The organism is Streptomyces sp. NPDC049954, assembly GCF_040656295.1.
Classification (GTDB): domain Bacteria; phylum Actinomycetota; class Actinomycetes; order Streptomycetales; family Streptomycetaceae; genus Streptomyces.
In genome coordinates this window covers 294176-314852 of sequence record NZ_JBFALS010000005.1, presented here as the reverse complement: position 1 = coordinate 314852, position 20677 = coordinate 294176, and the positions used below count along the sequence as shown (strand labels likewise).

Below are 20677 nucleotides of genomic sequence, written 5' to 3'. Positions count from 1 at the left end.
GAGGGGACAGCGACGATGGCCGTCGACCGCACGGCCCCGGGCGGGCGCTACAGCTCCGCACGGGCCCACCGGCCACCCACCGAGGGACTCGCCCTGCGGGGCGGCGCCCTCGCCGGGCGGCCCCGCAAGGCACCGGAGCGCAAGCCCGCGGCGGCCGGGGCGCCCCGGCCGGCCCGGGACAACCCGCTGCGCCGGCTGTTCGAGCGGCTGCGCCGCGCCTGGGACCGGCCCCTGACGGCCTACTACGTGATCCTGGGCGCGAGCCTGCTGATCATCGTGCTGGGCCTGGTCATGGTCTACTCGGCCTCCGTCATCACCGCCCTCAACTACGGGCTCTCCGGCTCCTTCTTCTTCCGCAAGCAGCTCACCGCCGCCGTCCTCGGCGGGGTGCTCCTGGTGATCGCCGCCCGGATGCCCGTCAAGCTGCACCGCGCCCTGGCCTACCCGCTGCTCGTCGGCTCGATCGCGGCGATGGCCCTGGTTCAGGTGCCGGGCATAGGGCATGAGATCAACGGCAACCAGAACTGGATCTCGCTCGGCTTCTTCCAGGTGCAGCCCTCCGAGTTCGGCAAGCTCGCCCTCGTCCTGTGGGGTGCCGACCTGCTCGCCCGCAAGGGCGAGAAGCGGCTGCTCAACCAGTGGAAGCACATGCTCGTACCGCTCGTGCCGGTCACCTTCGTGCTGCTCGGGCTCATCATGATCGGCGGGGACATGGGGACGGCGATGATCCTCACCGCCGTCCTGTTCGGACTGCTGTGGCTCGCGGGCGCCCCCACCCGGATGTTCGCCGGAGTGCTCGCCTTCGTCAGCCTGCTCGGCGTCGTCCTGATCAAGACCAGCGCCAACCGCATGGCCCGCTTCGCGTGCCTGGGCAGCACCGACCCGACCGCGTTCGGTGACAAGTGCCAGCAGGGGGTGCACGGGCTGTACGCCCTCGCCTCCGGCGGCCTGTTCGGCTCCGGCCTCGGCGCCAGTGTGGAGAAATGGGGTCAACTCCCCGAAGCCCACACCGACTTCATCTTCGCCGTCACCGGGGAGGAACTCGGCCTCGCGGGGACGCTGTCGGTACTCGGTCTGTTCGCGGCTCTAGGCTATGCGGGTATCCGCGTGGCCGGACGCACGGAGGACCCCTTCGTGAGGTATGCCGCGGGAGGTGTGATCACCTGGATCACGGCCCAGGCCGTCATCAATCTGGGTGCGGTGCTCGGGCTGCTGCCGATCGCCGGGGTCCCGCTCCCGCTGTTCTCCTACGGGGGCTCCGCCCTGCTGCCGACCATGTTCGCCATCGGGCTGCTGATCGCCTTCGCACGCGACGAGCCCGCTGCGCGAGCGGCCCTGGCACGACGCGGGCCCGGCTTCGGCCGCAAGCGGTTCGCGGTGAGATGGAACACGATGCGACGGCGCGCCTCCTCGGCGCGTACGTCCGGAGAGCGGTGAATTTCGGTGCATGTCGTACTCGCCGGTGGGGGGACCGCCGGCCACATCGAGCCGGCGCTCGCCCTCGCGGACGCCCTGCGCAGGCAGGACCCCACCGTGGGGATCACGGCGCTGGGCACGGAACGGGGTCTGGAGACCCGGCTGGTGCCCGAGCGCGGCTATGAACTCGCGCTCATCCCGGCCGTTCCGCTGCCGCGCAAGCCCACCCCCGAACTGATCACGGTCCCCGGCCGGCTGCGCGGCACCATCAAGGCCGCCGAGCAGGTCATCGAGCGGACCAAGGCCGACTGCGTGATCGGCTTCGGCGGCTACGTCGCGCTGCCCGGCTACCTCGCCGCCAAGCGCACCGGCACCCCGATCGTCGTGCACGAGGCCAACGCCCGCCCCGGCCTCGCCAACAAGATCGGCTCCCGCTACGCCTCGGGTGTCGCGGTGTCCACCCCGGACAGCAAACTGCGCGGCGCCCGCTACATCGGCATCCCGCTGCGCCGCTCGATCGCCACCCTGGACCGGGCCAGGATGCGGCCCGAGGCCCGCGCCGCCTTCGGCCTCGACCAGAACCTGCCGACCCTCCTGGTCTCCGGCGGCTCCCAGGGCGCCCGCCACCTCAACGAGGTCGTCCAGCGCGTCGTCCCGCTGCTCCAGCGCTCCGGAATCCAGGTGCTGCACGCGGTCGGCCCGAAGAACGAGCTGCCACGCGCCGACAACATGCCCGGGATGCCGCCGTACATCCCGGTACCGTACGTGGACCGGATGGACCTCGCGTACGCCGCGGCCGACATGATGCTGTGCCGTGCGGGCGCGATGACCGTGGCCGAACTCTCCGCCGTCGGGCTGCCGGCCGCCTACGTACCGCTGCCGATCGGCAACGGCGAACAGCGGCTCAACGCCCAGCCGGTGGTCAAGGCGGGCGGCGGACTCCTGGTGGACGACGCGGAACTGACGCCGGAATGGGTCACCTCCCAGGTGCTGCCGGTCCTCTCCAGCCCGCACCGGCTCTACGAGATGTCCCGCGCGGCCTCGGAGTTCGGCCGCCGCGACGCCGACGACCTGCTCGTCGGCATGGTCTACGAAGCGATCGCGGCACGCAGGAACCACTGAGGGGCCACGGCCCCCGTACACAGGAGGCGACAGGGAGCGTGGCCGGAGCGAGCACCGCCCAGGGCGGCACGGGACGTACGGACTTCGGCCCGCCGCGACCGGGTCCGCAGGACGAGAACCCGCCCGGACCCGCTCCCCGTCGTCGCCTGCCACGCGTACGGTGGCGGCTCGTGCTGTGGGTCACCGCCCTCGTCCTCCTCGTGGGGGGCGTCGTCTGGGCGCTGTACGGATCGTCGTGGCTGCGGCTGCGTCAGGTGAGCGTCACGGGTACCGAGGTGCTCACCCCCGCCGAGGTGCGGGCCGCCGCCGGCGCCCGGCTCGGTTCCCCGCTCATTTCCGTCGACACCGACCGGGTTTCGGCGAATGCGCGGCGCGCTCTTCCCCGTATCGAATCGGTGGATATCGACCGCTCCTGGCCGCACTCGCTGCGCATCTCGGTGACGGAGCGTAAACCTGTCCTGCTGCGGGAAAAGGGCGGAAAATTTGACGAAGTGGACGCACGTGGAGTGCTTTTCGCCACGGTGGGCAAGGCTCCGCGCGGCATTCCGCTGCTCGATCTCGACGCGCGTGAATCCCCGAGCCTGCGCCGCTTCGGAACCGGCCGGCTGCTGAGTGAGGCGGCCCGGGTGGCCACCGCCCTGCCACCCTCGGTCGCGCCCGGCGTACGCACCGTCAGGGTCCGCTCCTACGACGCCGTCACGCTGCTGTTGAAGGACGGCCGAACGGTCGAGTGGGGCAGCGGGGAAAAAGGCCGCGCGAAGGCCCGGGCACTCACCGCTCTCATGAAAGCAGCTCCCAAGGCGCGGCACTTCGATGTGTCGGTACCCATCGCGCCCGCGGTTTCGGGTAGTTGACGGAACAAAACGCAGGCCAGCCCCCTGAGTGGGCACCGCGACGGCTGATCACATAGGGTGAAAAGAAAAACGGGAGGTTCGGCGTGTTCGTTGAACGTGCGCCACTTGTCGACTTAGTGTCCTGTTCGGAACAGTCATGGAAGTTCCAGCAACAGACACACTGGTAACCCTAAACTTCAGCGTTAGGGTTCGGGTCGGCGCTTTGGACCGCCCCAATTCGGCATCAGTCGACGCACCCGCCTCGCGGCGGAGCGGCGACACGTAAATCGAGGCGAGAGGCAGCCTTCGACGTGGCAGCACCGCAGAACTACCTCGCAGTCATCAAAGTCATCGGTGTCGGCGGCGGTGGTGTCAATGCCATCAACCGGATGATCGAGGTCGGTCTCAAGGGCGTCGAGTTCATCGCGATCAACACCGACGCTCAGGCCCTGTTGATGAGCGATGCCGACGTCAAGCTCGACGTCGGCCGGGAACTGACCCGAGGACTCGGCGCCGGAGCCAACCCCGGCGTCGGCCGCAAGGCCGCCGAGGATCACCGTGAGGAGATCGAGGAGGTCCTCAAGGGGGCCGACATGGTCTTCGTCACGGCCGGCGAAGGTGGTGGCACCGGCACCGGCGGCGCACCCGTGGTCGCCAACATCGCACGCTCGCTCGGCGCGCTGACCATCGGCGTGGTCACCCGTCCCTTCACCTTCGAGGGCCGGCGCCGCGCGAACCAGGCGGAGGACGGCATCGCCGAACTCCGCGAAGAGGTCGACACCCTCATCGTCATCCCCAACGACCGGCTGCTGTCCATCTCGGACCGCCAGGTCAGCGTGCTGGACGCGTTCAAGTCCGCGGACCAGGTGCTGCTGTCCGGTGTCCAGGGCATCACCGACCTGATCACCACCCCCGGTCTGATCAACCTCGACTTCGCCGACGTCAAGTCCGTCATGTCCGAGGCCGGTTCCGCGCTCATGGGCATCGGCTCGGCGCGCGGCGACGACCGGGCGGTGGCCGCGGCCGAACTCGCCATCTCCTCCCCGCTGCTGGAGGCCTCCATCGACGGGGCGCGCGGGGTCCTGCTGTCCATCTCGGGCGGCTCCGACCTCGGCCTGTTCGAGATCAACGAGGCCGCCCAGCTGGTGAGCGAGGCGGCGCACCCCGAGGCCAACATCATCTTCGGCGCCGTCATCGACGACGCCCTGGGTGACGAGGTCAAGGTCACCGTGATCGCCGCCGGTTTCGACGGGGGACAGCCCCCGGCCAAGCGGGACAACGTGATCGGCGCCTCCACCGGCAAGCGCGAGGAGCAGCCCCCGGCCCGTGCCGCGGAGCCCGCGCGCCCGGCCTTCGGCGGCCTCGGCAGCGTCACCCCGCGCGAGGAGTCGACCCCCGTGCGGGCCGAGCCCGAGCCGGCGCCGGTCAACGAGAACCCGGTCCCGCAGGTGCCGCAGCCCTCGGTGCCCCCGGCCCGTCCCTACCAGGACAGCCAGGCCGAGGAGCTGGACGTACCGGACTTCCTGAAGTGATAGCGGAACGCGAGAACACGAGCGGCGCGCACTTCGCCTTCACCGACAGGTGGGGCGGGGTGAGCGCCGTTCCGTACGAGGAGCTCAACCTCGGCGGAGCCGTGGGGGACACGGCGAAGGCCGTGCTCGTCAACCGGGAGCGCGCCGCGCAGGCCCTCGGGCTCGACCCGGGCCTGGTCGTCTGGATGAACCAGGTGCACGGCCGTGAGGTCGCCGTCGTCGACGGCCCCTGGGGGGAGCGCGAAGTCCCCGCCGTGGACGCGGTGGTCACCGGCCGGGGAGGTCTGCCGCTCGCGGTCCTGACCGCCGACTGCGTCCCCGTCCTGCTGGCCGACCCGGTGGCCAAGGTCGCGGGGGCCGCGCACGCGGGGCGCCCGGGCCTGCTCGCCGGGGTGGTACCCGCGGCCGTCGAGGCGATGACCGCGCTCGGGGCCCGCCCCGAGCGGATCGTGGCCCGCACCGGCCCCTCCGTGTGCGGACGCTGCTACGAGGTGCCCGAGGAGATGCGCGCCGAGGTGTCCGCCGTGGCGCCCCCGGCGTACGCCGAGACGAGCTGGGGCACTCCGGCGCTCGACGTGGCCGCCGGGGTGCTCGGTCAACTCGCCGATCTCGGGGTAGTCGACGTACGACGCTCGCCGTACTGCACGCGGGAGTCGCAGGATCACTTCTCGTACCGCCGCGACCGGGTCACCGGTCGCCTCGCGGGCTATGTATGGCTGGACTGATGGGACATGACGGACCGTAGAGCACAACTCGCCGCGAACCTGGCGAAGGTGGAGGAACGCATCGCCAAGGCCTGCGCGGCGGCGGGTCGCGGCCGCGAGGAGGTGACCCTGATCGCGGTCACCAAGACCTATCCGGCGAGCGATGTCCGGCTGCTGGCCGGGCTCGGCGTCCGCCAGGTCGCGGAGAACCGGGACCAGGACGCGGCGCCGAAGGCGGCCGAAAGCGCGGACCTCCCCCTGACATGGCATTTTGTTGGACAACTTCAGACCAACAAGGTCAAATCAGTCGTCAAGTACGCCGACTTCGTTCACTCCGTGGACCGGGACCGGCTCGTCTCCGCCCTCTCGGCGGCGGCGGTCCGTGCGGGCCGGGAGATCGGCTGCCTGATCCAGGTCGCCCTCGACGCCGAAGTCGGCGGCAGGGGTGAGCGCGGCGGGGTCGCCCCGGACAAGGTCGCCGAACTGGCGGACCGGCTCGCCGAGGCCGAAGGGCTGCGCCCGGCCGGGCTGATGACGGTCGCCCCGCTCGCCGGACCCTTCGCGGGGCGGCCGCGTGCCGCCTTCGGGCGACTGGCGGAATTGGCGGGCGTCCTGCGGTCGGCGCATCCGGCTGCCACCATGGTCTCCGCGGGAATGAGCGCGGATCTGGAGGAGGCCGTCGCGGCCGGAGCGACACATGTGCGCATCGGCAGCGCGGTACTCGGCGCGCGTCCCCCCCTCGGGTAACGTCGCCAAGCAAGTCGGACCACAGCACAAAATATGGTCATTTCCCGCCGAAACAGGCGGTCAGACCGCGTGGATCGCAGGCGTGGTGGTCCTCGTCGATCCACCACAGAGCGGAGGACTCAGAGCATGGCCGGCGCGATGCGCAAGATGGCGGTCTACCTCGGCCTCGTGGAGGACGATGGGTACGACGGCCCGGGGTTCGACCCCGACGACGAGTTCGAGCCCGAGCCGGAGCCCGAGCGCGACCGCAGGCGGCATTCCACGCCGCATCAACAGCCCCCCGTTCCGGACGAACCGGTACGAGTGGCACAGCCTCCGGCTCCCCGTGAACCCCTCGCGCAACCGGTCGAATCCGGGCGACCCGCGCGAATCGCCCCCGTGGCATCCATCACACCCGAACGTCAGAGCCTGGAGAAGAACGCACCGGTGATCATGCCCAAGGTTGTCTCCGAGCGGGAGCCCTACCGCATCACGACGTTGCACCCGCGGACCTACAACGAGGCCCGTACCATCGGGGAACACTTCCGTGAGGGCACCCCGGTGATCATGAATCTGACCGAGATGGACGATACGGACGCGAAGCGACTTGTCGACTTTGCGGCCGGACTTGTCTTCGGTCTGCACGGGAGCATTGAGCGGGTGACGCAGAAGGTTTTCCTGTTGTCGCCTGCTAACGTCGATGTCACGGCGGAGGACAAGGCTCGCATCGCAGAGGGCGGGTTCTTCAACCAGAGCTGAGAACAGATGCGCAGCGAAGCGGCTCGGGACAACGAGCACGTAGGACAGGGGAGTGGGAAGCGCTCATGGGCGTAGTGCTGGATGTGCTCTACATCGCGCTGATGTGTTTTCTCCTGGTGCTCATCTTCCGGCTCGTCATGGACTACGTGTTCCAGTTCGCCCGCTCATGGCAACCAGGCAAGCCGATGGTGGTCGTTCTTGAGGCCGCCTACACTGTCACTGATCCACCGCTCAAGCTTCTGCGGAGGTTCATCCCGCCGTTGCGTCTCGGGGGCGTGGCGCTCGACCTGTCCTTCTTCGTACTAATGATCATCGTCTACATCCTGATCTCCGTCGTGAGTTGGCTGTGAACGATACGGTCTTGCCGAATGCCGACGACTACGTTGAGGTGAAGAGATGCCATTGACCCCCGAGGACGTGCGGAACAAGCAGTTCACAACCGTCCGCCTCCGAGAAGGCTATGACGAGGACGAGGTCGATGCCTTCCTCGACGAGGTCGAGGCCGAACTGACCAGGCTGCTGCGCGAGAACGAGGACCTCCGGGCCAAACTCGCCGCCGCCACGCGGGCGGCCGCGCAGAACCAGCAGCAGAACATGCGCAAGCCTCCCGAGCAGCAGGATCGGCAGCAGGGACCGGTGCCCGCCGCCATATCGGGACCGCAGCCGGTGCAGCCCGGGCAGCAGCAGCCTCCGCAGCAGCAGCACCCCGGTCAGCACCAGCAGCAGCACCCGGGCCAGCAGCAGCACATGGGTGGCCCGCCCCAGCTGCCGTCCGGCGCCCCGCAGTTGCCCCCGGGCCCCGGTGGGCACGGTCCGCAGGGCCAGCAGGGCCCCGGCCCGATGGGTCAGGGTCCGATGGGTCAGCAGGGTCCCGGCCCGATGGGTCAGCAGGGTCCCGGCCCCATGGGTCAGCAGGGCCCGGGTCCGATGGGCCAGCAGGGCCCCGGCGGCCCGATGGGTCAGGGCCCGATGGGTCAGCAGGGTCCCGGCCCCATGGGTCAGCAGGGCCCCGGCGGTCCGATGGGTCAGCAGGGTCCCGGCCCGATGGGCCAGGGTCCGATGCAGCACCAGCAGGGACAGATGGTCGGCCCGCTCGGCCACGGCGGCCCGCAGATGCCGCAGCAGGGGCAGGGCCCCGGCGGCGACAGCGCGGCCCGGGTTCTCTCGCTCGCTCAGCAGACCGCCGACCAGGCGATCGCCGAGGCGCGTTCCGAGGCCAACAAGATCGTCGGTGAGGCGCGCAGCCGTGCCGAGGGTCTGGAGCGGGACGCCCGGGCGAAGGCCGACGCGCTGGAGCGGGACGCGCAGGAGAAGCACCGCGTCGCGATGGGCTCCCTGGAGTCCGCCCGCGCCACGCTGGAGCGCAAGGTCGAGGACCTGCGCGGCTTCGAGCGCGAGTACCGCACCCGGCTGAAGTCCTACCTGGAGTCGCAGCTGCGGCAGTTGGAGACGCAGGCCGACGACTCGCTGGCTCCGCCGCGAGCGTCTTCCGCGCCCTCGCTGCCGCCGTCCCCGGCGCCGTCGATGGCTCCCGCGGGGGCCGGCGCGCCCTCCTACGGCAGCGGCCACAACGGTCCTGGCATGGGCAACGGCCCGTCCTCCGGCCCCTCGTACGGCAGCGGCCAGCAGCAGATGTCGCCGGCCATGACGCAGCCGATGGCCCCGGTGCGGCCGCAGGCTCCGCAGCCGATGCAGCAGGCCCCCTCTCCCATGCGGGGCTTCCTGATCGACGAGGACGACAACTGACGGCGCACCCGCGCCGGTAGGCGTCGGCACGCATTCCGCGAAGGGCCCCGGGGTTCGCCCCGGGGCCCTTCGCGTCGCCCGCGCCGAGCGGGGCGAGAACGACGAAGGCCGGTGGCCACTCCCCAGGGAGTGGCCACCGGCCTTCGTGGATCTCGGGTTACTTCGCGTCCCGCCGCAGACGGAAGCTCAGGGTCAGGGCCTCGTCCAGGAAGGGCTCTCCGTACCCGGCGTCCGCCTCACCCTGCGCGTAGTCGGTCGCCAGGACCTCGTCGGAGATCAGGCCCGCGTGCTCGGTCAGGGCGTGGGCGACCTCCGGGTCCTTCGCCTGCCAGCGCAGCGCGATGCGGTCCGAGACGTCCAGGCCGCTGTTCTTGCGCGCCTCCTGGATCAGCCGGATCGCGTCCCGGGCGAGGCCCGCCCGGCGCAGCTCCTCGGTGATCTCCAGGTCGAGCGCCACCGTCGCCCCGGAGTCGGAGGCCACCGACCAGCCCTCGCGCGGGGTTTCGGTGACGACGACCTCCTCGGGGGAGAGCGTCACCGTCTCCCCGTCGACCTCCACGGAGGCCGTGCCCTCCCGCAGCGCGAGGGAGAGGGCCGCCGCGTCCGCGTCGGCCACGGCCTTCGCGACCGCCTGCACGCCCTTGCCGAAGCGCCGGCCCAGGGCACGGAAGTTGGCCTTCGCGGAGGTGTCGACGAGGGAGCCGCCGACCTCGCTGAGCGAGGCCAGCGAGGACACGTTCAGCTCCTCGGTGATCTGCGCGCGCAGTTCGGGGGAGAGCGACTCGAAACCGCCCGCGCCGACCAGCGCGCGGGACAGCGGCTGACGGGTCTTGACGCCCGACTCGGCGCGGGTGGCCCGGCCCAGCTCCACGAGCCGCCGCACGAGCGCCATCTGCTTCGACAGCTCCGGGTCCACCGCCGAGCGGTCGGCCTCCGGCCAGCTCGCCAGGTGCACCGACTCGGGCGCGTCGGGGGCGACCGGGACGACCAGGTCCTGCCACACCCGCTCGGTGATGAACGGCACGAGCGGCGCCATCAGCCGCGTCACCGTCTCCACGACCTCGTGCAGGGTGCGCAGCGCCGCCGCGTCACCCTGCCAGAAGCGTCGCCGCGAACGCCGCACGTACCAGTTGGAGAGGTCGTCGACGAAGGCGGAGAGCAGCTTCCCGGCGCGGTGGGTGTCGTAGTCCTCCAGCGCCTCGGTCACGCCCCCGGTCAGCGCGTGCAGTTCGGACAGCAGCCAGCGGTCCAGCAGCGGGCGCTCGGCCGGGGCCGGGTCGGCCGCGGAGGGCGCCCAGCCGGCGGTGCGGGCGTACAGCGCCTGGAAGGCCACCGTGTTCCAGTACGTCAGGAGCGTCTTGCGAACGACCTCCTGGATCGTGCCGTGTCCCACGCGCCGGGCCGCCCACGGGGAGCCGCCGGCCGCCATGAACCAGCGCACCGCGTCCGCGCCGTGCTGGTCCATGAGCGGGATGGGCTCCAGCGTGTTGCCCAGGTGCTTGGACATCTTCCGGCCGTCCTCGGCCAGGATGTGACCGAGGCACACGACGTTCTCGTAGCTCGACTTGTCGAAGACGAGGGTGCCGATCGCCATCAGCGTGTAGAACCAGCCGCGGGTCTGGTCGATGGCCTCCGAGATGAACTGCGCCGGGTAGCGCTCCTCGAAGACCTCCTTGTTCTTGTACGGGTAGCCCCACTGCGCGAAGGGCATCGACCCCGAGTCGTACCAGGCGTCGATGACCTCGGGCACCCGGGTCGCCGTCTGTCCGCAGTCCGGGCAGGCGAAGGTGACCTCGTCGATGAAGGGGCGGTGCGGGTCGAGCCCCGACTGGTCGGTGCCGGTCAGCTCGCTCAGCTCGGCCAGCGAGCCGACACACGTCAGGTGGTTGTCCGCGCAGCGCCAGATGGGCAGCGGGGTGCCCCAGTAGCGGTTGCGGGACAGGGCCCAGTCGACGTTGTTGTCGAGCCAGTCGCCGAACCGGCCGTGCTTGACGGAGTCCGGGTACCAGTTGGTCTTCGCGTTCTCCTCCAGCAGCCGCTCCTTGACGGCGGTGGTCCTGATGTACCAGGAGGGCTGCGCGTAGTAGAGCAGTGCGGTGTGGCAGCGCCAGCAGTGCGGGTAGCTGTGCTCGTAGGGGAGGTGCCGGAAGAGGACGCCGCGCGCCTTGAGGTCGGCGACCAGGTCCTCGTCGGCCTTCTTGAAGAACTGGCCGCCCACGAGCGGGACCTCGGGGGAGAAGGTGCCGTCGGACAGCACCGGGTTGACCACCGGGAGGCCGTAGGAGCGGCACACCCGCAGGTCGTCCTCGCCGAAGGCGGGGGACTGGTGGACCAGGCCCGTACCGTCCTCGGTCGTCACGTACCCGTCGTTGACGACGTACTGCGCGGGGGCGTCGAAGGGGATCAGCTCGAAGGGGCGCTGATAGGTCCAGCGCTCCATCTCGCGGCCCGTGAACCGCTGTCCGGTCGCCTCCCAGCCTTCGCCGAGCGCCTTCTCCAGGAGCGGTTCGGCGACGACGAGCCGCTCGTTGCCGTCGGTCGCGACCACGTAGGTCACGTCCGGGTGGGCCGCGACCGCCGTGTTGGACACCAGGGTCCACGGGGTCGTCGTCCAGATCAGCAGCGCCGCCTCACCGGCCAGCGGACCCGAGGTGAGCGGGAAACGCACGAACACCGAGGGGTCCACGACCGTCTCGTAGCCCTGCGCCAGCTCGTGGTCGGACAGGCCGGTCTCGTCGCGCGGGCACCAGGGCGCGACCCGGTGGTCCTGGACCAGGAGGTCCTTGGAGAAGATCTCCTTGAGCGACCACCACACCGACTCGACGTACTCGGGGTCCATCGTGCGGTAGGCGTCGTCGAGGTCGACCCAGTAGCCCATGCGCTCGGTCAGCTCGGTGAAGGCGTCCGTGTGCCGGGTCACCGACTCGCGGCACCGGTCGTTGAACTCGGCGATCCCGTACGCCTCGATGTCCTTCTTGGTGCTGAAGCCGAGTTCCTTCTCGACGGCCAGCTCGACCGGCAGGCCGTGGCAGTCCCAGCCGGCCTTGCGGCCGACGTGGTAGCCGCGCATCGTGCGGAAGCGCGGGAAGACGTCCTTGAAGACGCGGGCCTCGATGTGGTGGGCGCCCGGCATGCCGTTGGCGGTGGGCGGGCCCTCGTAGAAGACCCACTCGGGACCGCCCTCGGACTGGGCGAGGCTCTTCGCGAAGATCTTCCGCTCGCTCCAGAAAGTGAGCACCTCGTGTTCGAGGGCGGGCAGATCGACCTGGGCGGGTACCTGGTGGTATTGCGGCGGCGTCATCGGGGGTTCTCCTCCGGCGGACTGCTGGCTTCCGTCGGAGGGACGAGAGCCGTTTCGCTCCCGCGGTACCACCCTCCTTGGCCGGTGACCTGCTGGCCCTCGACCCCCTCATTGGGGCAGCGAAACCGGTTCTACGGCCCGCGCCTTCCGGCGGGGCTTTCCTCCGGCGGCTCCGGGGTGATCTTCACGTCGCGCGCACCCCCGGGCTCCCACCGTCCCCGGGTCGCTCGTGGCCGCTTGCGCCGCTACTCGTCCCATCCTCGCTTCTCGCTGCGGCCAGTGTACGGGGCGCGGCGGGGTGGCCCGCGACCGCTTTTGCCGTACGTCCCCGGAGCCGGCGGGCCGCCTCGGCTGCGCCGAATGCCGAGGCCCCCGGGGGTGCGCCCGGCGTGCGCCGACACGGACGGTTACCCGCCGGGGAGCTGGGCACAACGCTTGAGGGCCCGCCCCCTCCCCACCGGGAGCGGAAGGGTTCCGGCGGCGTGCCCCGTTGCCGCCGACGGCGTGTCGATTTATCGTCCGAGCACGATTCGCGTGCGACATCACGGAATGTGAGGGGCCCCGGTCATGGTGGCGAGCAGGACCGCCGGACGAGAACCGGCACGCGAAGAGCAGAGGAATATCCGCAAGGGGAAGGACGCTGGTTCTCCGGCGGCCGGCCCCACACGAGCGGCGGCGGCCGCGCTGAAGACGGGAGCCCCCACAGTGGCTGCGAAGAAGAACCCCGAGACCCCCAGGACAGCCGGGACAGGGACGGCTACGGAGGAGATCGTGCCCCCGACACGCGGCGGAGCGCCCGGCCCGGAGGACCTCGCGGTGCGGCCGGGGGAGGACCCCTGGACGGCCGAGGAGGCCGGTGAGGCGAGGCAGGGCCTGGAGGACGAGGTCACCCGGCTGCGCGCCGAGATCGACGCGGCGGAGGAGGCGCTGGCCGGACTGATGCGGGACTCCGCCGACGGCGCGGGCGACGACGAGGCCGACACCGGGACCAAGAACATCACGCGCGAGCACGAGATGTCGCTCGCCGCGAGTTCCCGCGAGCGGCTGGAGCAGACCGAGCGGGCGCTCGGCCGCATGGACGCGGGCACCTACGGCGTCTGCGAGAGCTGCGGGAAGCCGATCGGAAAGGCCCGCATGCAGGCGTTCCCGCACGTCACCCTGTGCGTGGACTGCAAGCAGAAGCAGGAGCGACGCGGCTGACCGGGAGGCCCTGGCCGGTCGGGGGCTCCCGGAGTGTGCCCGTGCTTCTTGGGTCGGCCGGGGGCCGCGTGTTCGCGGGCGCACGGACGTCGTCGGCTTTGACGTCGGGCAGGGTGAGCCGTGGCCCGCGTGTTCGTGCGCGCACGTGCCCGACCCGGCGAGGGCGGTCCGGGCGGCGGCTGTCGGCCGGGCCCGCGGGTTCTTGCCGTACCCTCGTCCCCATCGGGTAACCAGGGCTTGAGGACGTCACGTGGCAGAGGTGGAGCGCACCATCGGTACGCCGGACACCCCGGAACGGCAGGAGCCGGACGGGGAAGCGGTGCAGGAGGCGCCGAAGGGGCGGCGGAAGATCGCCGCGCTCTTCGCCGTGGCCGCCTTCGCCTATCTGCTCGACCTGATCAGCAAGCTGGTCGTGGTCGCGCAGCTGGAGGGGCACGCGTCGGTGCACGTCATCGGCGACTGGCTGACCTTCGGCGTCATCCGCAACTCCGGAGCCGCCTTCAGCATGGGCGAGGCGTACACGGTGGTCTTCACGATCATCGCGGCCGCCGTGATCCTCGTCATCGCGCGGCTGGCCAGGAAGCTCTACAGCCTGCCCTGGGCCATTTCGCTCGGGCTGCTGCTCGGGGGCGCGCTGGGCAACCTCACCGACCGGATCTTCCGCTCGCCCGGCGTCTTCCGCGGTGCGGTGATCGACTTCATCGCCCCCAAGGGCTACGCCGTGTTCAACCTCGCCGACTCGGCGATCGTGTGCGGCGGCATCCTGATCGTGCTGCTGTCCTTCCGCGGACTGGACCCGGACGGGACCCGGCACAAGGACTGAGTGGTCCTCCGGGCGGTCCGCTCGCACCCGGCGCGGGACGGGGCGTGTCACCCGTCCGGCATACTCGACGGGTGAGCACGATTCCCGAGGTCCGCACCCTGCCCGTACCGGACGGCCTGGAGGGCGAGCGCGTAGACGCCGCCCTCTCGCGCATGTTCGGTTTCTCCCGCACCAAGGCCGCCGAGCTGGCCGCGGCCGGGAAGGTGCAGGTCGACGGGTCCGTGGTCGGCAAGTCCGAACGGGTGCACGGCGGGGCCTGGCTGGAGGTCGAGATGCCGCAGGCCCCCGCCCCCGTCCAGATCGTCGCCGAACCCGTCGAGGGCATGGAGATCGTCCACGACGACGACGAGGTCGTGGTGATCATGAAGCCGGTCGGCGTCGCCGCGCATCCCAGCCCCGGCTGGAGCGGGACCACCGTCATCGGTGGGCTGGCCGCCGCGGGCTACCGGATCTCCACCTCGGGCGCCGCCGAGCGCCAGGGCATCGTGCACCGCCTCGACGTCGGCACCTCGGGGCTCATGGTGGTCGCCAAGTCCGAGCGCGCCTACACCTCGCTCAAGCAGCAGTTCCGGGTCCGTACGGTCGACAAGCGCTACCACGCGCTCGTGCAGGGGCACCCCGACCCGACCTCCGGGACCATCGACGCGCCCATCGGCCGCCACCCCCAGCACGACTACAAGTGGGCCGTCACCGCCGAGGGCAAGCCCTCCGTGACGCACTACGACCTCATGGAGGCGTTCCGGGCCGCCTCCCTGCTCGACGTGAAGCTGGAGACGGGGCGTACGCACCAGATCCGGGTCCACATGTCCGCGCACCGCCACCCCTGCGTCGGGGACCTCACCTACGGGGCCGACCCGACGCTCGGCAAGCGGCTGGGGCTGACCCGCCAGTGGCTGCACGCCGTGCGTCTCGGCTTCACCCACCCCGGCGACGGCGAGTGGGTAGAGTACAGCAGCTCCTACCCCGAGGACCTCCAGCGGGCGCTGGACCGGGTCCGGGCCGAGAGCGCCTGAGCCCCTCCCCGGGGCGCACAAGGAACGAAGCGGAACGGAAGGGGCGGCGTGAGCAGCCACAGCCTGAAGGACGGAACGCCGTACGCGATACGTGTCGCCGAGGACGCCGCGGACCGGGAGGCGTGCTTCTCGGTCCGCAAGGAGGTCTTCGTCGCCGAGCAGGGCGTCCCCGAGGACCTGGAGTACGACGCGTTCGACGCGCCCGCAGCGAGCACCGTGCACGTCCTCGCCGTGACCGAGGACGGGACGCCGCTGGGCACCGGGCGGCTGCTGTACGGCCCCGAGGCCGCGGACCGTACGGGGGGCGACCCCTCGGTGGGCTCCCTCGGGCGGCTCGCCGTGCGCCGCGTGGCCCGGGGCTCCCGGGTGGGCGCGGCCGTGGTCGGCGCCCTGGAGGAGGCGGCCGCCGCGTGCGGGCTCACCGCCGTGGACCTGCACGCCCAGACGCACGCGCTCGGCTTCTACGAGCGGCTCGGCTACCGCGCCTACGGACCGGAGTTCCTGGACGCCGGGATCGACCACCGGGCGATGCGCAAGCCGGTGGGCGGCGCGGGCGGCTGAGGCCGCCGGCGGTGCGAGCGGCCGGGGCCGTCCGCCGAGGCACCGGCGTGGGATCCGGCGTGGGCCACGGCACCCAGTGGCCGGGTAAAGGGATGCCCATGGCAGGGTTAGGGGGTGTCCGGCCATGATCCGCCGGACAGCCCCCAGGGGTCCGCGACCCCTGAGGCGTTGATCGTCCGCCCCCGGCTCCCTAGGAGGCCCCCGCCGTGGATCAACTGGCGCTGTTGATGCTGCTGCTGCTCGGCGCCGTACTCACGGTGCCGCTCGGGGACCGGCTGGGGCTGCCTTCGCCGGTGCTGATGACGCTCCTGGGCGTCGTCCTGGCGCTGCTGCCCTTCGTGCCCAACGTCGAGGTGCCGCCGGAGTTCATCCTGCCGCTGGTGCTGCCACCCCTGCTCTACGCCTCGGTGCAACGCACGTCCTGGCGGCAGTTCGCGGCGAACAAGCGGGCCATCCTCCTGCTCGCGGTCGCGCTCGTCTTCGTCACGACCGCCGCGGTCGCCGCCGTCGCCAGCAGCATCGTGCCGGGGCTGCCGCTGGCCGCCGCGGTCGCGCTCGGCGCGCTCGTCGCCCCGCCCGACCCGGTCGCCGCGACCGCCGTCGCCGGCTCCCTCGGCCTGCCCCGCAGGCTCGTCTCCACCCTGGAGGGCGAGGGGCTGTTCAACGACGTCACCGCGATCGTGCTGTACCACGTGGCGATCGGCGCGGCGGTGGGCGGCAGCTTCTCGCTGCCCTCCGCGATCGGCCTGTTCTTCCTGTCCGCCGTCGTCGCCGTCGCCGTGGGGCTCGCCCTGGGCTGGATCGCCTCCAAGCTCATCGACCTGCTCGGCGACGCGACGCTCCAGACCGGGCTGACCCTGCTGGTGCCCTTCATCAGTTACGTACTCGCCGAGGAGCTGCACGGTTCCGGGGTGCTCGCCGTGCTGACCACGGCGCTCTTCCTCGCGGAGTACGCGCTCGACGCCGACGACGTCCTGGGCCGGATCACCGGGCAGACCTTCTGGCAGATCGTCGACACCCTCGTGACCGGGGTCGCCTTCGGGCTCATCGGGCTCGAACTGCACAACGTGTTCGGCACCGCCGCGGGCCACGAGGGGAAGATGCTCGGCTGGGGCGCGGCGGTCGCCGGGGTCGTCATCGTCGTACGCCTGCTGTGGCTGCTGCCGGCCGGCTGGCTCGCCCTCAAGCTGCACCGCAAACGCGACGTCGACGAGGACATCCCGTCCAACTGGCGCGAGACCGTCGTCATGTGGTGGTCCGGGATGCGCGGGGTGGCCTCCGTCGCGCTGGCCCTGGCCATTCCGCTGGAGACGGACGACGGATCCGCCTTCCCGGCCCGCGACGAGATCGTGTTCATCGCGTTCTGCGTCATCATGGCGACCCTCGTCGTCCAGGGGCTCACCCTGCCCTGGCTGGTGCGCCGCCTCGGCGTGAAGGCCGACACCGACGCCGAGCGGCGCATCGAGCACGATCTGGCGATCCGCGCGGCCAAGGCGGCCAGGCGACGGCTCAAGGAGATCGACGGCATCGAGGACCTGCCGGACGACGTGATCGAACGCCTCCAGCGCGGGGCCTTCGACATCGGGGCCAGGATCAGCCCCGAGCTGATGGACGACGAACGCCGCGAGTACCTCACCAAACGCGCCGAACGCGTCAAGGCCTACCGCCAGGTCCAGCGCGAGATGATGTCGGCCGCCCGGCACGAGGTGCTGTCGGCACGCAACGAGGCCGGGGCCGATCCCGAGGTCGTAGACCGGGTGCTGCGGCAGCTGGACGTGCGCAGCCTGCACTGAGCCGCGTCCGCCGCCTCCTTCCGGAAGGGGTGAGGGCCCGGCCGCCCGCCGAGGCGGCCGGGCCCTCACCCCTTCCCCGTGCCCCGCGGTACGCCCCCGGTACCGGTTGTGTTTCGGCGACGCGGTGACCCGCTCCTGTCCGAGGAGTGCGGTATACCCTCAACTCAACGGGGCTGAGCGGGGGTTGAGGCGTGGCGGGGAGAAATCGCAACGGCCTGGTGGGGTGTCGGCACCCCATCGGGGTGTCCGTTCGCGCGAGCGTCGACCTTCAGCAGCGCGTCGAGGAACTCGTCCGTGACTTCCGCGGCGGGGATCCGCTGCTGCCCATGTTCGTCCTGCACGCCGAGCGGCCCGAGGACGACCACCGGGCCGACCGGATACTCGACGACGTCCACCGGGTCCAGCTCGCCCACGGCGCGCGCTGCGCGGTCCTCAACCCGCACGACCCGCAGATCCCGGCCGAGGGCGCGGGCGACGACGACCGGGTGCGGGCCGCCGCCCTGCTGCGCCGTATCGACTCCGGACGGGAGTGGGAGGGCACCTCCGGCCTCGGTCCGCAGACGGCCTACCGCCGGTACCGCTTCCGGCGCCTGCGCCTCGTCCACGCCCTGGCCGACGCCGTACGCGCCGTGGACGCCGAGGAGGCGACGCGGGACGGCGTCAGCGATCCGGTGCAGCGCCGCCGCGATCTCCTCGACCAGCTCGCGGCACAGCACTGGCGCCCCCGCCGGGCCAACCGCCGCGACTCGGTCGCGGACCGGTCCCGGCAGGCCGGCGCCGGGATGCTCGCCGCCGTCCTCGCCGTCCTCGCCGCCGTACTGCCGCTCTTCGAGGCCCCGATCGCGCTCACCGTGGCCTGCGGCTTCCTCTTCCTGCTCGCCGTCCTCTACCTCGTACCGCCCGGCCGCACCCCGATGCTGCTGTGGCTGCGCCGGGAGAGCCGCTGGTTCCTGACCACCACCTTCCTGCTCCCCGTCGCCGGCCAACAGGCCTACGAGGCCGGGCTGCTGCACCCGCTGCGCTCCTGGCGGGCGATCACCCACCGCGCCGGGGACGTGGCCGACTCGCTGCGCGCGGGCGGTGACGCCCAGCTCCAGCTGCACGTCCTCGCGCTGCTTGAGGACCTGCGGGACGCCCACCGCCGTTGGAGCTGGGACCTGCGCGGCTTCAAACGGCTGCGGCCCCCCGTGCTGTTCCTGCACCGGGCGGACGCGGCGGACGGCGGCATCGCGCTGCTCCAGGCGATCAGCGACGTGCGGACCGTGCGCAGCGAGCTGGACCCGCTGCTCGTCGTCGCCTCGGTGGCCGCGCAGGACGTACCGGCCCTCGACCGGCCCCGTACGACGATCCGGGTCGCGCCCCGGCGGACCGCGCCGCTGAACCTGAGCGAGCGCGTCGCGCATCTGCACGAGGAGTGGGAGGGGGCCCTGCGCGCCCGGCAGTCCCCGAGCCGCTCGGGCACCGTGCCGTGGGCGCTGCCGATCGCGCTGACCCCGACCGACCTCGAACGGCCCGCCCAGCCGGTGCGCTGGTGCGAGCGGGCCTCGGCCCGGCCCGCCCCGGCCCGCGTCCTGTGGTCGGCGGGGGTCCTCGGGGTGGGCCTGGCCCTCGTCGCCGGTCTGCTCGTCGCCCAGCAGCTCCACCTCGACGCGACGTACTGCCGCACCGGGCTGCTCACCGCCGACCGGGACTCGGTGCTGCTGCCGGGCGCGGGCGGGGAGGAGCAGTGCATCGGGATCTCGACCGGCGCGGTCAGCTTCGGCGCCCGGCTGCCCAAGGACCGGCGCGGCCCGGTGGCAGGCGGCGTGCCCTGGAGCGTCCCGGAGCTGGAAAAACAGATCGGGGAGCGCAACCGGAAGGTGCTCGCGAACTCCGCGGGCCACTACGTCACCATCGTCTACGCGGGCCCGCTCAGCGCCGACGCCACGGGAAGCTCCTCGCCCGTCAAGGGCACCGAGGAACTGGCCGGACTCGCGCTCGCCCAGGCCGCGGTCAACGAGGACAACGCACCCGTCAAACTCCGTGTCCTCGTCGCCAACGGCGGGGTCGACATGGACGAACAGGTGCGGATGGCCCGGCTCATCGCCGACTACGCGCAGCGCGACGCCACGGTCGTCGGCGTGGTCGGCGCCGGGCGGGACATGAAGACCAGCGGGAAGGTCACCGAGATCCTCGGCGCGGCCGGGCTGCCCGTCGTCTCCGGCACCAACTCCGCCACCTACCTGCCCGAGAAGTACGCCAACTGGTTCTCGCTCGCGGCGCCCGACGAGTGGCAGGCGCAGCAGCTCGGCCTGCTCGTGCGGCAACTGCGCACGGAGGGAAAGCCGCAGCGGGCGCTCGTACTGAGCCGGGAGACCAAGGGCACCGGCGACATGTACACGGGGGAGCAGGAGAAGTACGGCGGGCGGATGCTGCAGGACCGCGGTTTCACCCTCGCCCCCGAGAAACCCATCCGCTACCAGCTGCGGGACAGCGGCGGCGCGGCGCTGCGGGACGCCGTCTCCGGGTTCTGCGTCCCGGGAGAGGTGCCCGACGTCATCTACTTCGCGGGCCGCGTCGAGGACCTCGGCAACCTGCTGCGCGCCCTGTCGGAGGACGACGACTGCCACCGGCACAGGATCGCCCTGGTCATGGGGGACGACGTCTCCAAGGCCCACTTCGAGAGCGAGGGCATCGGGCGCAACGTCACGATCTACCACGCGACCCTCGCCGACCTCAGGGACGCGGCGCCCGGAACGGAGTTCTACCGGGACGTCGAGCGCTACCTGCCCGGCACCAGCGGCAGGCAGGCCGGCTACAACAGCCCTTTCCTCGCGAGCGGCCAGACCGCCCTGTCCCACGACGCGACCCGCGCCCTGTACGAGGCGGCCAGCCGCAAGGACCGGGTCCACAGCCGGGCGGCGACCTGGGTCAACCTGCGCGACGTCGAGCTGGGCGCCCAGGCCACCGGCACCGTGAACTTCAAGGACGCGCCGGTCTACGGGGTGCGGACGGGCCACGCCATCGCGCTGTGGCGGGTGCGGCAGGACCCGGGCAGTGGCAAGACGGAGTCGGTCATGCTGTGCGGCCGGACGAGCGGCGCCGCCAAGGAGCTGACGGTCGCCGACTGCCGTATCGACAAGAAGCGGTGAGCGGCGCCCGCCCGGGT

General features: G+C 71.7%; 15 protein-coding genes and 1 pseudogene. 15 read left to right on the top strand and 1 reads right to left on the bottom strand.

Features of this window, described 5'->3' with window-relative positions:
• Positions 1–15: 15 nt before the first annotated feature.
• The 9 genes from ftsW (at position 16) to AB0J21_RS13280 (ending at position 8838) form a co-directional block, all read left to right on the top strand.
• Positions 16–1437, top strand: a complete 1422-nt coding sequence (gene ftsW, locus AB0J21_RS13320; protein ID WP_363146007.1) for a putative lipid II flippase FtsW — start codon at positions 16–18, stop codon at positions 1435–1437.
• A 6-nt stretch (positions 1438–1443) separates the two neighbouring features.
• Complete coding sequence (gene murG / locus AB0J21_RS13315; protein ID WP_363146006.1) at positions 1444–2538, top strand: undecaprenyldiphospho-muramoylpentapeptide beta-N-acetylglucosaminyltransferase; 1095 nt, start codon at positions 1444–1446, stop codon at positions 2536–2538.
• Between the two features lie 38 nt (positions 2539–2576).
• A complete protein-coding gene (locus AB0J21_RS13310) occupies positions 2577–3392 on the top strand; it encodes an FtsQ-type POTRA domain-containing protein (protein ID WP_363146005.1) in 816 nt (271 codons plus the stop codon).
• A gap of 290 nt (positions 3393–3682) precedes the next feature.
• Positions 3683–4903 (top strand): cell division protein FtsZ, encoded by a 1221-nt coding sequence (gene ftsZ / locus AB0J21_RS13305; RefSeq protein ID WP_363146004.1) that lies wholly within the window; start codon positions 3683–3685, stop codon positions 4901–4903.
• Positions 4900–5628: a peptidoglycan editing factor PgeF gene (gene pgeF, locus AB0J21_RS13300; protein ID WP_363146003.1), complete on the top strand. Its 729-nt coding sequence runs from the start codon at positions 4900–4902 to the stop codon at positions 5626–5628. The genes ftsZ and pgeF overlap by 4 nt, the downstream gene beginning before the upstream one ends.
• 6 nt (positions 5629–5634) lie before the next feature.
• The gene (locus AB0J21_RS13295; RefSeq protein WP_363146002.1) at positions 5635–6354 is read left to right on the top strand and encodes a YggS family pyridoxal phosphate-dependent enzyme; all 720 of its coding nucleotides are present in this window, start codon (positions 5635–5637) and stop codon (positions 6352–6354) included.
• Between the two features lie 126 nt (positions 6355–6480).
• Positions 6481–7092 carry a cell division protein SepF gene (gene sepF / locus AB0J21_RS13290; protein WP_363146001.1) on the top strand — a complete coding sequence of 204 codons (612 nt, stop codon included), beginning with the start codon at positions 6481–6483 and terminating at the stop codon, positions 7090–7092.
• A 65-nt stretch (positions 7093–7157) separates the two neighbouring features.
• On the top strand, positions 7158–7442 hold the full coding sequence (locus AB0J21_RS13285) for a YggT family protein (protein ID WP_363146000.1): 285 nt from the start codon (positions 7158–7160) through the stop codon (positions 7440–7442).
• A 46-nt stretch (positions 7443–7488) separates the two neighbouring features.
• Positions 7489–8838 (top strand): DivIVA domain-containing protein, encoded by a 1350-nt coding sequence (locus AB0J21_RS13280; RefSeq protein WP_363145999.1) that lies wholly within the window; start codon positions 7489–7491, stop codon positions 8836–8838.
• 157 nt (positions 8839–8995) lie between these two features.
• Here AB0J21_RS13280 and ileS read toward each other — a convergent pair whose 3' ends face one another.
• Positions 8996–12139, bottom strand: a complete 3144-nt coding sequence (ileS, locus tag AB0J21_RS13275; RefSeq protein ID WP_363145998.1) for an isoleucine--tRNA ligase — start codon at positions 12137–12139, stop codon at positions 8996–8998.
• A 663-nt stretch (positions 12140–12802) separates the two neighbouring features.
• Here ileS and AB0J21_RS13270 point away from each other — a divergent pair.
• The 6 genes and pseudogenes from AB0J21_RS13270 to AB0J21_RS13245 all read left to right on the top strand — a co-directional run.
• Positions 12803–13339: pseudogene (locus AB0J21_RS13270) on the top strand (TraR/DksA family transcriptional regulator); the annotation flags it as partial.
• Between the two features lie 250 nt (positions 13340–13589).
• Positions 13590–14162 carry a signal peptidase II gene (gene lspA / locus AB0J21_RS13265; RefSeq protein WP_363145997.1) on the top strand — a complete coding sequence of 191 codons (573 nt, stop codon included), beginning with the start codon at positions 13590–13592 and terminating at the stop codon, positions 14160–14162.
• 71 nt (positions 14163–14233) lie between these two features.
• Positions 14234–15175 (top strand): RluA family pseudouridine synthase, encoded by a 942-nt coding sequence (locus tag AB0J21_RS13260; protein WP_363145996.1) that lies wholly within the window; start codon positions 14234–14236, stop codon positions 15173–15175.
• 48 nt (positions 15176–15223) lie between these two features.
• Positions 15224–15736 (top strand): GNAT family N-acetyltransferase, encoded by a 513-nt coding sequence (locus AB0J21_RS13255; RefSeq protein WP_363145995.1) that lies wholly within the window; start codon positions 15224–15226, stop codon positions 15734–15736.
• Between the two features lie 206 nt (positions 15737–15942).
• Positions 15943–17529 (top strand): Na+/H+ antiporter, encoded by a 1587-nt coding sequence (locus AB0J21_RS13250; protein WP_363145994.1) that lies wholly within the window; start codon positions 15943–15945, stop codon positions 17527–17529.
• Between the two features lie 242 nt (positions 17530–17771).
• A complete protein-coding gene (locus AB0J21_RS13245) occupies positions 17772–20660 on the top strand; it encodes a hypothetical protein (RefSeq protein WP_363145993.1) in 2889 nt (962 codons plus the stop codon).
• Positions 20661–20677 lie beyond the last annotated feature (17 nt).